This window comes from Wolbachia endosymbiont of Drosophila simulans wHa, assembly GCF_000376605.1.
In the GTDB taxonomy this organism is placed as follows: domain Bacteria; phylum Pseudomonadota; class Alphaproteobacteria; order Rickettsiales; family Anaplasmataceae; genus Wolbachia; species Wolbachia pipientis.
Map to the genome: position 1 here is coordinate 115,100 of NC_021089.1, position 12,588 is coordinate 127,687.

Sequence of the window (12,588 nt, forward strand, 5' to 3'; positions counted from 1 at the left end):
CAGATTGGCGAAAGCAAATACAATAGCTTCACTGTTATGATAAGGGGGCTGGCGGAGTTTGTCAAGGAAGTTTTTTTGTTTCTATTCCCAATAAAAGTTTGTTATATGGTTATGCAAGAAGTCTAATATTAAAAATGACACAACAACATAATTAAATTAGACTACTTTATTCTCTTAGTTACTTGCTTTTCTCTTGCTATTGCAAGGCTTTTTTCTGGTACATCCTCAACTATAACACTACCTGCTGCAATTACAGATTCATCATGAATATTAAGCGGCGCAATTAGTGAGCTATTGGCGCCAACAAAGCAATTGCTCCCTATATTCGTTTCATGTTTATTTTTCCCATCATAATTACAAACAATAGTGCCTGCTCCTATATTACTCTCCTGCCCTACTTTAGCATTTCCTATATAACTTAAGTGTTTTATTCTAGTGTTTTGACCAACTTCACTTGTTTTCACTTCCACAAAATTTCCTATTTTTGCCTTATTACCAATTGTTGTGTTTCCGCGTATTCTGGTAAATGGACCGACCTCAGCATTACTTTTAATTAAGCAATTTTCTAAATGCGAAAATGGCAGTATTTTCGCACCAGACTCTATTTTCACTCCAGTACCGAAAAAAACATATGGGTAAATAACTGAATCTCTGGCAATTTGCGTATCAAGAGAAAAGAAAACAGTCTCTGGTGCAACAAGCGTTACTCCGGAGTCGGTAAAAACTTTTCTTTTATTTTCTTGAAAGTAAAATTCAGCTTTTATAAGGTCATTTCTGTTATTTATTCCCGTTGCTTCTTCTCCACCGGTAATAACGTAACCGACATTTAAATTACTCTTCACTGCAATGGAAACTATATCGGTCAAGTAATATTCATGAGTTGAGCTATTGCACTCTATTTTCTCCACCAATTCACGTAAATTCTTTGCACATGCCACCATTATTCCAGCATTGGCAAGAAATTCTTCATGATTATTTTTATCACTCTTTGCTTCTACGATTTCTCTTAAGGAACCATTCTCAATAATTAACCTACCGTATTCTTTATTGCTTGTCCTAAAACCTAGGCAAACTAGAGCCTTGCCTTCTAAATAACTAATCATTTTAGTTATTGTGCTGCTTTTTATGAGCGGAGTATCCCCATACTGCACAACAACTATGCTTGAATCTGGCAATTCTCTTAGGTTTCTCATCGCAGTTTTGACCGCATCTCCCGTGCCAAGTGTTAATTCTTGTGTAATTAACTGTATATCCTTAAAACACTTTAGTCTTTCAATTAAAGGCTGATCAACTACAACAGCAATATTTTCAGGATTTAACTGTTTTGCATTGTAAATGACATGCTGGAGCATGGAAAAACTGCCTATTTTGTGTAGGACCTTAGGCAAATCTGAATTCATCCGCCTGCCATGCCCTGCAGCAAGTATAACGAACGTATGAGTTTTACTTATCACTTATCTTAAAGATGAAAAATGAAAACCGTAATGATCAAGCCAGCTGATTTTGTTGTCATAAAAGCTCCTCAAGTCGCTAATTTGATATTTTAGCATTGCAAGCCTTTCTATACCAATGCCAAACGCAAAACCGTTGTATTTAGTATGGTCTATTCCAACATTTTGAAATACATTTGGATGCGTCATACCGCATCCCAGTACTTCTATCCATTTACTACCTTTATAACTTATGTCCACTTCCGCAGAAGGCTCGGTAAAAGGGAAAAAACTATTACGAAAACGTATCTTCAGCCCTTTATCGCCAAAGAACTTATTAAGGAAGTGATGAATAGTAAATTTTAACTGGCCCATATTGACATTCTCATCGACATATAACCCCTCTATTTGATGGAACATAGGGGTGTGAGTTGCATCAAAGTCGTTTCTGTATACTCTACCTGCAGCTACTATTTTAATTGGGAACTTTTTTGTTTTTTCCATGGTTCTAATCTGTACAGATGAGGTGTGAGTGCGCAGTACCATTCTTTTATCATCTATTTTGTTCTTTAAGTAGAAGGTATCTTGCTCCTCTCGCGCAGGATGATGACTTGGAGTATTCAGTGCATCAAATACATGAAATTCATCTTCAATATCAGGGCCATCAACTGCTTTAAAACCCATATGTGCAAAAATAAGCTTTACTTCATTTATAACCTTACTGAGTGGATGGACCTTGCCCATTTTTTCTGGTCTAACGGGCAACGTGATATCAACCGCCTCGTTCTGCAATTTAAAGTTAACTTCTTCTGTTTTTAGCACATTTTCCCTATTCATGATAAGATGATCTATCTTATCACGTAAAGCGTTAATCACTGCACCTAAATCACGCTTTTTCTCTGCATTTTCTATCTTTTTTAAGTTATCAAAATACGCTCTAACTACACCCTTTTTTCCCAAATATAATAGCCTAACTTTTTCTAAATCTTGCAAAGAAGAAGCATTCTCAATTTCGGAAACTGCTTTATCTTCAAGTGAAAGTATGTCATCTAATAACTCTTTATTCATCTTAAAAACGCTGGCTTAAACTTTCATTATAGTGAAATTTTAAATATCATCAACAATCCGAAAAATTGCCCTATTCTGATTATTAATTTATTGACTAATTAATCTTTTTTATTTACCTTTGCGTTGATGAATTTGCTGTATCAACTATGCACAACAGTAACACTGAAACTAAGAATAAGTATAAAATAGAGGATTTACCTAAGCTCTTTAAGGAAAAATCCAGAAACATAAGTAAAGCATTTTCTAGCGAAACAATTAAGATCAGTGCTATTCGCTCGAGAAGTATTGAAAGCAATATACAAAAATTTTCATTTGAGCTAACAGCAACAGATAAAGACACCTTTAATATAAGATTATTTCGAATAAACCCTTTAATTGATTTTTTCAAAATCTGCCTTTCCCGGGAAAAAAAATTTACAGCCAACATAAAAGTGCCCAAAGAAAGCAGTGAACTATATAATAACTACTGTAAAACTAACAGTTATAAAACTGTAGAAGAATTCGTAAATAGTGCTCCGCCTCAAATCCTTCTGCAGGGCACAACGATAACGCTACAAACAGACGTTGAAAACATTAACCTGGACAACTTGTACCAAATCGAGTTATTTCTAAATGAAAAGCTACAACATGCAGAAAAAACTGAAAATGAAGACAAAAAAGAACAGAGTGAAACTAACCAAAAAAATGCACAAAATAAACAAATCGTACCAGTTACAGGCTCATTTGGCTTCGATGTAACAAATAATGGAAAACAAGTTACACGTGTTTCGATAGTAGTTGCTGCAATGCATGAAAACGTTTTCTGGTTTAGATCTTTTTTCTGTCTACCCAATTTTTTTAATACGTCACAATTCTTTTCCCAACAATTGCCAAAATTTTCTATACAGAGCAACAATATACCATTTGGTGTTATTCCAGCGTTTGACCAGGAAAAAAGAAACATGGATCCAAGTAGTCAAGCTACTCGGATGACAGGGGGTAGTATAGAAAATCCAATACCTCAAGAAGCAGAACAGAATGTAGGTCAAACTACTTCGCACACAGAGTATTTTAAAGCTAATAGAAAAAAATCGAAAAAGCAATCTCAAGAACTACCAGAAGAAGAAAAACAATCTACCATAAAACAAGCACGAAATGATGCTAGAGTAGCTGTGATAGATAACCAAATTGAGCACAGGGGGAAAAAGCTCGATAAAATATTTATTGAAGTGATGAGTGGATACAAAAATCAAGATCCAGAAACATTTTGCAATATTTTCAGCTCAGTATTCAATATTGTTTACTTTCAAGATAAACAATTACATGCAATATTAGAGCCAGGCGAAATATCAGAAGTATTACAGATACTCGAAAGGCCACAACCTCTTAGTAACTCACTTTTAGGTAAAGAATATTTACAAAAACAAGTATATAGAAAAAAAGAGCAATTGCTTAAATTAGTTTCAGGTGTTTATATACAACAACCTTCTCCACAACATGAAAATACTCCTCATAAATCTACAAACCCTTTACCAATTAAAGATCTTTCACCAGCAACAAATGAAGCTAAAACTCTACCACCTACTAACATTACACTCAAATCACCGTTAAAAACTGTATTTTCCTCAAAAAAGGCTTATTTTTGTCTATTTATAATAGTAGCATCTGCATCAACACTTTGCTTATGGCATTTTCCATTAGGAAAAGTGTCAATGTTAAAAGGATTAGTGCCACCAGAAAAAAGGGAAAGTATTGGGTTAGCATTGAACATAGGGTTGCCAATATTAATCGCGCTGTGTATTTTGAATTTAGCTCGCTTTATATATTCTGAATATTCTATAGAATCTATTAAGCAAGTAAGTGAAAACGATCCCCTTTCTCGCGCCTATAGCTAGTGCAGGCTCAGTTTTCCTACGTCATACCGTCACGGTATCTCTAGATCCCGCTAACACGTAGCGGGATGACGAATTTGTCGTTTTTTAAATTGTCGGTAAACCAGAATTACTTTAACTATAACAAAATAGAAATAAGTTGTTGTAAAAAATTTTTCATGGTAAAATTATTTATTTTCACCATATGTTTAAAGGAATTATCACGGATATCGGGACTATAACTGATACTACCACTCACTCCAACTCTGATCAAATTTTCCATATCAAGACACAAAATTTATCCTCTATAAATAAAGGAGATTCAATAGCTTGCTCTGGTGTGTGTTTAACTGTTGTTGATATAATGAGCGATACATTTACAGTCCAAGCATCTCAAGAAACTATGAAGGTTGCTAACTTAAATACGTGGAGAATAGGAAAAAAAATAAATCTCGAACAAGCAATGAGATTAAGCGATAAGATCGATGGCCACCTGGTTCAGGGTCATGTTGATGGGATAGTAAAATTTTTAACAATTAATCAAAATTTAGATTCTCATGAAATCAAACTATCGTGCCCACAAGAATTAATTAAATTTGTTGCAAAAAAAAGCTCCGTTACACTAGATGGGGTTTCCCTCACAGTGAATTCAGTTGTTAATCAGGAATTTACAGTAAATATCACTCCCTATACATGGGAAAATACAACTTTTCAGTACAACAAAGTAAATGATTATTTGAATTTAGAAATTGACATGATCGCTAGGTATTTAGATCAATTGATGCAGCATAAATACAATTAATTTTACAACCTTGTTATTTACAACTATTATATCTTGAAAACCATATAGATATAAAACATGCTTTTCGATAGCCTAATTATCTTCATTGTTGTTCTATGCGTAATAATCTCGGTAACTAGAGGCTTTATAAAAGAGCTATGCGCACTAATGTTTCTATTTTTATCGGTCTTTCTGACAGCTAATCACTATGATTTTTTCACTCCAAATTATAGTAAATATTTTGATTCTAAAGTTACACTAAACATACTTTCTACAATCTCTGTATTTATTATACTTAATCTTATATTCATGATAATAAATAACTGGCTAATGTACATATTATTACCCATAAGGTTGGGGTTTATCGATAGAGTTACTGGAATCTTTCTCGGAGTGCTTAAAGGAATATTGCTCTCTTATGTATTATTTTTTGCTGTGCACTTATATTGCTACACAGTATATGACAAAAAAGAGGGAGAGTATAAAATAGAAGCAGAAGACATATTGCCTAATTGGATAATAAATTCACACTCTTATCAGGCTTTATTTGTGACAGCAGAAGAAGTAATTGACATGTATGTACCAGAGTCGTTGATACTAAAAATAAAAGAGATAGGTGGAGAAATGGTTGATCAAGAAAAACCTAAAAACAATAAAAAAGAAGAGTAAATATTTATTTATAAATATTTTCATTGGGAGTATTCAAAAAGCCATATGTGTCAGGTTAAGAGCACAGAATTTTTTACTGGAAATATTAATTTTGTTTTAGCAATAAATCAACTTAAGGTCATAATATCTTGACATTTATTTAATGTTGCTATATAATAGCTATGTACATTTTGTGTACTATAGCAATAAAATTACCTTGTAATAGGTGTATTGGACCCGAGGGCAGTACTCGGCGCCTCCACCATGTTTTTTAATTATACGGGGGCGATTAAGGATCGACATGCATAGTAAAGATGGTAGCTTTGCTCGGTTAGACACCACCGCTAAGAGTTCATAATTTAAATGCAAACGATAATTTTGCTGCTGAAGAATATCCTGTTGCTGCTTAATTTAGCACAACCGGTTTATTACTAAAGCACGGTTTAGGGAACGCCGGGTAACAGAAGTTCCCCCAAAATTTACGTATGTGAAAGTTATATGGAGCAAACAGATTACAAAAAACTGCTTAATTCTGCTAAGTTTCAAGTTATCAAAAAGACTTTAGATGTTATATCAGGTAATGGTTTTATCCCTCACTTAGAAATATTATTTTTCACATATTTTAATGGTGTGACCATGCCAGATCGTTTGAAAAAGTCATACCCTACTCAAATGCTTATTATATTACAGCATCAATTCTATGATTTAAAAGTTTCTGAGGATAAATTTAGCGTCAGTTTGAGTTTTCAAGGAAAACAAGAGCGAATTACTATACCGTTTTTTGCTATTAGTGAGTTTCGTGATAAAATTTCAGGAGATGTTTTAATATTTGACAAAATCAGTATCGACTCTGATAAAGAATACAAAAGTGAAAAATGTACTGAAAAACTATCAAACGGTAGTATTATATCCATAGATCAACTGCGTGATGAGTAACTGCTCATCTTTATAAACAAAAAATATTAATAGAAAAAAGTGGTCTAACTTAAGTAATAGAATAGAGGGTAGATAAATATGCTAAATTTTTAATTATTTATTAACGCAGGTGGCAAAATTTTTCTTACGTATCATCAACTTTCTTTATTGAAAAATTAAAAAAAATGTTGTATACTTGTTACAGTAGTAGAGTTCGGTAAAACATATGGCAAATTCAGGCATTAACATAGCTCTTAGCGAAGAAACTTTAAAGCATCTTGCTGAATTATCTGAATTTACTAAACAGCCCGTTCAAGAATTAGCAGGAAAACTATTTAGAGAAGCAGTTGAGCTTGAAATGGAGGATTTTTTAGTATCTAAAATTTCTGATGAGCGTGATGTTGAAGGTGCAGAAACAGTTGATTTTGAAGATATTAAGTGGGATTAGAGCGTTACAAGGTTAAGTCTCTAAAGAGTGTTGTTGAAAAAGATTTACCAAACCTTCCAAAGACAATAAGGCTAAGAGTTCAAAAGGCTATAAAAGAACGTCTTACAGTTGACCCAATAAATTTTGGTGAACCACTACATCATAACTTAAAAGGATGTAGAAGGCTAAGAGTTGGTGACTATCGTGTAATTTACAGAGTAAATCAATTAGATCATATAGTAACTATCACAGAGATAGGACATAGAGATGATATTTATAAGAAATAAATATCAACATTAATATATATTATACACCCCTCCTTCCTTGTCCATTCTCTACTTTAGGTGGCTTTGCGCAGCTCAAAAAATGAAGTTTTTTTTGGTTCAGCAAAAACAACATTTTGAGTTTGAAAAGGCTAAATACTTGTCTTTTATATAACTTTCGTGTAATAGATATGTATGCATCCAATCATATATCTACTCAATACGTTACTTGATCTTTATAGCTTCATTCTAATATGTTGGGTTGTCCTAAACTGGCTGGTTAAACTTAATATGGTGAACATATATAATGAAACTGTCAGTAGCATAATGCACATCTTGAACCAATTGACATATCCACCACTAAAGATTATTAGAAGATATATACCACCGTTCAACGGATTAGATTTATCTATAATGATATTGCTAATAACAATTCACTTTGTAAAATATACAGTAGCTTACTACTTTAGGTAGATGTTAAAAAAATATCTAAAATCAGCAATATATCTATCCCTTTTAATATATATATATATATCAGTTTTTAGCTATAACTATAAAGATCCTTCCTTAAACACAGCTACAAATGAGGAAGTGACAAATTTAGGTGGAATAGTAAGTTCATATTTAGCTGATATATTGGTTCAATTTCTTGGATTAACTAGTGTTACAATAGCTACAACCATAGTTTACTTGTTGATCTTCAGGCCATCAAAAAGGCTGCTAAAAATTCTCTATTTAATATTAATCAATTTAGGGATATGTGCTATACTACCACAACTTTCGCTAGGCATCACTGCAAGGTACAGACACAGTGGAATAATAGGGAATGCACTAATTAATAACTGCCCGTTTTATATATTTGTGATAGTAACATCAATAGGTCTTGTAGGATCTGTTGGTTGGAAGAGAACAATTTACTCTCTATTCTTCTTATGTAAAAAAATAGCTTGCTTATTTGTAAATGTTCCATTCTTCAGATCACATAAAACTACTGAGTATTCAATTGCACCATTAGTAGTAGAAGAAAAACATAGAACTAAAATCACTACTAAACAACAACCAAAAGCAAGACAGAAAAAAGCTACCGAGGAGGTTTTAAGTGAGTTTAAGTTTCCAAGTATCCATTTACTTTCTAAAGCAGAGGAGTCTTTGCAGAGAAAGCAGCTGAATGAAATGGAGAGCAATAAAAATTTATCTCTGCTGGAACAAGTCCTGAGTGATTTTGGCGTGCAAGGAAAAATTATCAGTGTATGCTATGGGCCGGTTGTGACTTTGTACAAACTTGAACCACAAGCTGGCACGAAATCTGCAAGAGTAATTGGCCTTGCAGATGACATTGCACGTTCGATGAGTGCACTCTCTGCACGTATTTCAATAATTCGTGGGCAAAATGCTATGGGAATAGAGTTGCCGAACAAGGAACGGGAAATTGTAATGCTGCGTGATTTGCTTGAATCCCCAGAATACCAAAATGCAAACTTAAATCTCCCAATTGCGCTTGGCAAAGAAATAAGTGGAAAACCAGTTATTGCAGATCTAACTAAAATGCCCCACTTGCTCGTTGCTGGAACCACAGGGTCTGGTAAATCAGTTGCGATTAACACTATGATTCTTTCACTCGTTTATCGATTAAGTCCTGATGAATGTAAGATGATAATGATCGACCCAAAAATGCTTGAGCTTTCAATATATGATGCAATACCGCATCTAATAACGCCAGTGGTAACAGAGCCAAAAAAGGCTGTAGTCGCTCTTAAGTGGATAGTAAAAGAGATGGAAAACCGCTATCGCATGATGTCCTATTTAAATGTGCGCAATGTAATAAACTATAACCAAAGAATCACAGAAGCGATGAATAGTGGAATAGAATTGGAGCGCGTTGTGCAGATTGGCTTTAACTCAACAACAGGCAAACCTTTGTTTGAAAAGCTGCCGATTAAAATGGAAACATTTCCATATATTGTAGTGATTGTAGATGAAATGGCAGATTTGATGCTTGTTGCCGGCAAAGAAATAGAGTGCTCTATTCAACGCTTAGCTCAGATGGCTCGTGCTGCAGGAATACACATCATAATGGCAACACAACGCCCATCTGTGGATGTGATCACAGGTGTGATAAAGGCGAACTTTCCAACGAGAATCAGTTTTGCTGTTACTTCTAAGATAGATAGTCGCACAATACTTGGCGAACAAGGGGCTGAACAATTGCTTGGTATGGGTGATATGCTTTATATGGCCTCTGGTGGTAAGATTATTCGAATTCACGGCCCATTTGTGAGCGATGATGAGGTACAAGATATAGTTGATCATCTGAAAATGCAAGGTGAGCCAAATTATATGGAGGAAATTACCAAAGAAGATGAAAATTCTTCTGTGGAATCAGAAGGTGAAACAGAGGATGAAGAAAACGACCTCTACAATCAAGCAGTGGCCATCATTCAAAGAGATCAAAAAGTTTCAACCAGTTACATTCAGCGACAACTTAGAATAGGCTATAACAGAGCTGCAAACATCGTTGAAAGAATGGAAAAAGAAGGTGTTGTCAGTGCTCCAAATTATTCAGGAAAGAGAGAGATATTAGTAGAATAACAGGGCTTCTGAGAACGTTCATGCGCGTTAAGTTAGGCCATAGATGGGTATCTTAAAATTTGCTGCAAATGCAACTTTCTTGGCTATCTTTTACAAAGTTAAAAGTTGTCTTCCTTAAAAATATAATTGAATAATTGTTAATAATAGTGTATAATTATTAATATTTTCAAGCATTCTTGCCATGGCTCTTTCTAAATTTCTCGATCCAAAGTTAGATTTAACATTTAAGAAAATCTTTGGTACTGAAAAAAATAAGAATATTCTTATCCATTTTTTAAATGATATTTTAGGATGTACTGAAGTCAATACTATACAAGAAGTAGAATTCTTAAGCACCATTATGGACCCTGAAATTGCCTCTGATAGACAAAGTATAGTTGATGTTCTTTGCAGGGATTCTAGTGGGTCAAGATATATAATTGAGATGCAGCTCGCTCGCGACAAGGGCTTTGAAAAGCGCGCACAACTCTATGCTGCTAAGGCTTACTCAAGGCAGGCTGATAAAAATTACATTAATTTAAAGAAGGTTTTCTTCATTGCTATTTCCAATGGTATGCTATTCCCTGAAGAGGTTGAGTATATTTCTACTCACAATATACGTGATATAAAAACCAACGGCCATTACTTAAAAGATTTTCAATTTGTCTTTATAGAATTACCTAAATTTTCAAAAAGCAGAGTGGAGGAACTAGAAAGCACAATAGAAAGGTGGTGCTTCTTTTTTAAGCATGCAGAAGAAACGACAGATGAAGATCTAAAGAAAATTGCAGAGGAATCACCAATAATAAAGCTAGCATACGATGAATTAGACAAGTTTCACTGGAGTGAAAAAGATCTCCTAGCTTATGAAGAAAGAGTGATGGATCTACAGAAAGAAGAAGCTATCCTTGAATACAGACTTGATCTTGCTGAAGAGAAAGGTGTACGGAAAGGAAAAATTGAAGTCGTAAAAGCAATGCTAGCTAATAATGTTGATGTCAACACTATTGTTAAGTTTACTGGCCTCTCCATGAGTGAGATCAAAGAATTGTAGAATTAAGTGTTAATGGTTACAAAAATACAATAAGCATTTTTCTTCATGTATTTCGTAAGTACCTTAATTTAAGTTTTCGCACTTTTAAAAAGCAAGTCAAACAAAATTATTAAAAGGTCAATACATAATGACAGTTAATTTAATAATAATTTAAACATTGGGAATGTAAAATTATAATATATTAATTAACTAGGGGGTTAAAATGTCAAATGTTTTTAGTAATGCTTGGTATAGTTTGTCTGGCAATGATAGGTTAGATATAACAGCATTGCAAAAAAGTCAAAAAATCGATGCTGAGCAGTTTGAAAAAGTTTTTGGTGCATTAAAAGAATGGCAAGAAGCTCAAAAGATAGATGCTAAACAGTTTGAAGAGGTATTTAGTGCATTAAAAGAATGGCAAGAAGCTCAAAAGATAGATGCTGAGCAGTTTGAAAAAGTTTTTAGTGCATTAGAAGACAAGATTGGTACTGAGCAGTTTCAAGCTATGCAAGAGCACTTAAACGGCCTACAAGAAAAAGTGGAAACACTTGCAGAGGCAGTAGCAGATCAAGAAAAAACACTACTAATTTGTACCATAGCCACTGCTGTTGCCGTAATAGCGATAACTAGTTTTGTTGCATTCTGTATCTATCAGGGAGTTAAGTGTGAAAGGGAGAAAGAAAAGAACTTGTCTAAAGATACGCCAGACACAAAACTTAATGATAAAGTTGATACTCAAGTGCAACAGAATAGCTTATACACTCCAAACTAAGTTGTATAACACTTTTCTTGAAAAGGTGTTACGCAACTTGTAACACCTTCCTCTTCTCTTAGCCTATGTAGATTTTTTGATAGTAAACATATCACTTTTTAGAAAAATATTTGTATTGTAAAGTTAGTAAAGATTCTGGTTTACTTAAAGTTTGTTAATTGCTATCTTTTAAAACACGATATTTACTATAGCACCATATGCTTAGGATTTTTTCTAAAGTCTTGTTTATATTAATGTTTTTGGTTTCTAGCTTTTTTACTGTGCATAGTGCTGAAGCTAAATCTAAGCTCAGTAAGAGATACATACCTCCTGGTAACCCTGGTGGTGCAAGCTTTCATACAGATGAGGATTTTGCTGAGTCATATAAGCTATATGAAAAGCGTAGGGAATTGCTCAAGAAAAAAAAGTCACAAGATCGAGCTATAAATAAAGAAGATCTAATCAAAAAATTAAAAGAGAAAAAAATTGCTAGTCTTGATAATGAGCCAAATGACATGGAAGCGTGCATAGTCGACGATGAAGAGAGCGCTATGATAAATCAGCATGGTATTAATATCGCGCGTTTAAGGGGTGCTGTATTTATAGATCAAGAGCCAGTTTTCCAGTATGAAAATAAGCAGCATGAAAGTGAACAACAAGAAGAGAAGAAAGTTACTTCAACACGAGAAAAAAAAGTTTCTCCTATGAATATCACTATAAAAAAAACTCCATCAAGAAAAACATGCTCACATGATTCTATTGCTAATTTGGATAACGTAGATGCTTATAGTTTGAATGGTTCGAGTTCATTTGGCAGTGTAGCTGACACAGTAAAATAGTATCACAATATTGGC

Annotated in this window: 13 protein-coding genes and 1 other RNA gene; 12 read left to right on the forward strand and 2 right to left on the reverse strand. The window is 33.9% G+C overall.

Features of this window, described 5'->3' with window-relative positions:
• Positions 1 to 161: 161 nt before the first annotated feature.
• On the reverse strand, positions 162 to 1,454 hold the full coding sequence (glmU, locus tag WHA_RS00580) for a bifunctional UDP-N-acetylglucosamine diphosphorylase/glucosamine-1-phosphate N-acetyltransferase GlmU (RefSeq protein WP_015588825.1): 1,293 nt from the start codon (positions 1,452 to 1,454) through the stop codon (positions 162 to 164).
• Positions 1,455 to 2,498, reverse strand: a complete 1,044-nt coding sequence (gene pheS / locus WHA_RS00585; RefSeq protein WP_015588826.1) for a phenylalanine--tRNA ligase subunit alpha — start codon at positions 2,496 to 2,498, stop codon at positions 1,455 to 1,457.
• Positions 2,499 to 2,644: 146 nt separating this feature from the next.
• Between pheS and WHA_RS00590 the strand changes: the two genes are divergently transcribed.
• The 12 genes from WHA_RS00590 to WHA_RS00635 all read left to right on the forward strand — a co-directional run bounded on the left by WHA_RS00590 (position 2,645) and on the right by WHA_RS00635 (position 12,573).
• A complete protein-coding gene (locus WHA_RS00590) occupies positions 2,645 to 4,372 on the forward strand; it encodes a hypothetical protein (RefSeq protein ID WP_015588827.1) in 1,728 nt (575 codons plus the stop codon).
• Positions 4,373 to 4,553: 181 nt separating this feature from the next.
• Positions 4,554 to 5,150, forward strand: coding sequence for a riboflavin synthase (locus WHA_RS00595; RefSeq protein WP_012673066.1), 597 nt, complete (start codon positions 4,554 to 4,556; stop codon positions 5,148 to 5,150).
• Between the two features lie 57 nt (positions 5,151 to 5,207).
• Positions 5,208 to 5,798 (forward strand): CvpA family protein, encoded by a 591-nt coding sequence (locus tag WHA_RS00600; protein WP_015588828.1) that lies wholly within the window; start codon positions 5,208 to 5,210, stop codon positions 5,796 to 5,798.
• A 124-nt stretch (positions 5,799 to 5,922) separates the two neighbouring features.
• Positions 5,923 to 6,252: a transfer-messenger RNA gene (gene ssrA, locus WHA_RS06145) on the forward strand.
• Positions 6,253 to 6,275: 23 nt separating this feature from the next.
• Entirely contained in the window at positions 6,276 to 6,713 is a 438-nt protein-coding gene (locus tag WHA_RS00605; protein WP_006279412.1) for a ClpXP protease specificity-enhancing factor SspB, read from the forward strand.
• Positions 6,714 to 6,918: 205 nt separating this feature from the next.
• Complete coding sequence (locus WHA_RS00610; protein ID WP_006279415.1) at positions 6,919 to 7,140, forward strand: hypothetical protein; 222 nt, start codon at positions 6,919 to 6,921, stop codon at positions 7,138 to 7,140.
• The gene (locus WHA_RS00615; protein WP_015588829.1) at positions 7,131 to 7,406 is read left to right on the forward strand and encodes a type II toxin-antitoxin system RelE family toxin; all 276 of its coding nucleotides are present in this window, start codon (positions 7,131 to 7,133) and stop codon (positions 7,404 to 7,406) included. The genes WHA_RS00610 and WHA_RS00615 overlap by 10 nt, the downstream gene beginning before the upstream one ends.
• A gap of 171 nt (positions 7,407 to 7,577) precedes the next feature.
• A complete protein-coding gene (locus tag WHA_RS06150; protein WP_006279515.1) occupies positions 7,578 to 7,856 on the forward strand; it encodes a YggT family protein in 279 nt (92 codons plus the stop codon).
• The gene (locus WHA_RS00620) at positions 7,857 to 9,971 is read left to right on the forward strand and encodes an FtsK/SpoIIIE family DNA translocase (RefSeq protein WP_015588830.1); all 2,115 of its coding nucleotides are present in this window, start codon (positions 7,857 to 7,859) and stop codon (positions 9,969 to 9,971) included.
• Between the two features lie 181 nt (positions 9,972 to 10,152).
• Positions 10,153 to 11,004, forward strand: coding sequence for an Rpn family recombination-promoting nuclease/putative transposase (locus WHA_RS00625; protein WP_015588831.1), 852 nt, complete (start codon positions 10,153 to 10,155; stop codon positions 11,002 to 11,004).
• 202 nt (positions 11,005 to 11,206) lie between these two features.
• Positions 11,207 to 11,755 (forward strand): hypothetical protein, encoded by a 549-nt coding sequence (locus tag WHA_RS00630; protein WP_015588832.1) that lies wholly within the window; start codon positions 11,207 to 11,209, stop codon positions 11,753 to 11,755.
• 197 nt (positions 11,756 to 11,952) lie between these two features.
• Positions 11,953 to 12,573: a TRP75-related protein gene (locus WHA_RS00635; protein ID WP_015588833.1), complete on the forward strand. Its 621-nt coding sequence runs from the start codon at positions 11,953 to 11,955 to the stop codon at positions 12,571 to 12,573.
• The last annotated feature ends 15 nt before the right edge of the window (positions 12,574 to 12,588 follow it).

Excerpts from the sequence above, each read along its gene's own strand:
- WHA_RS00620 (WP_015588830.1), top strand. The coding sequence starts at position 7,857 with ATGTTAAAAAAATATCTAAAATCAGCAATATATCTATCCCTTTTAATA.
- WHA_RS00595 (WP_012673066.1), top strand. The coding sequence starts at position 4,554 with ATGTTTAAAGGAATTATCACGGATATCGGGACTATAACTGATACTACC.
- WHA_RS00590 (WP_015588827.1), top strand. The coding sequence starts at position 2,645 with ATGCACAACAGTAACACTGAAACTAAGAATAAGTATAAAATAGAGGAT.
- WHA_RS00635 (WP_015588833.1), top strand. The coding sequence starts at position 11,953 with ATGCTTAGGATTTTTTCTAAAGTCTTGTTTATATTAATGTTTTTGGTT.
- WHA_RS00630 (WP_015588832.1), top strand. The coding sequence starts at position 11,207 with ATGTCAAATGTTTTTAGTAATGCTTGGTATAGTTTGTCTGGCAATGAT.
- WHA_RS00605 (WP_006279412.1), top strand. The coding sequence starts at position 6,276 with ATGGAGCAAACAGATTACAAAAAACTGCTTAATTCTGCTAAGTTTCAA.
- WHA_RS00610 (WP_006279415.1), top strand. The coding sequence starts at position 6,919 with ATGGCAAATTCAGGCATTAACATAGCTCTTAGCGAAGAAACTTTAAAG.
- WHA_RS00625 (WP_015588831.1), top strand. The coding sequence starts at position 10,153 with ATGGCTCTTTCTAAATTTCTCGATCCAAAGTTAGATTTAACATTTAAG.
- WHA_RS00600 (WP_015588828.1), top strand. The coding sequence starts at position 5,208 with ATGCTTTTCGATAGCCTAATTATCTTCATTGTTGTTCTATGCGTAATA.
- WHA_RS06150 (WP_006279515.1), top strand. The coding sequence starts at position 7,578 with ATGCATCCAATCATATATCTACTCAATACGTTACTTGATCTTTATAGC.
- pheS (WP_015588826.1), bottom strand. The coding sequence starts at position 2,498 with ATGAATAAAGAGTTATTAGATGACATACTTTCACTTGAAGATAAAGCA.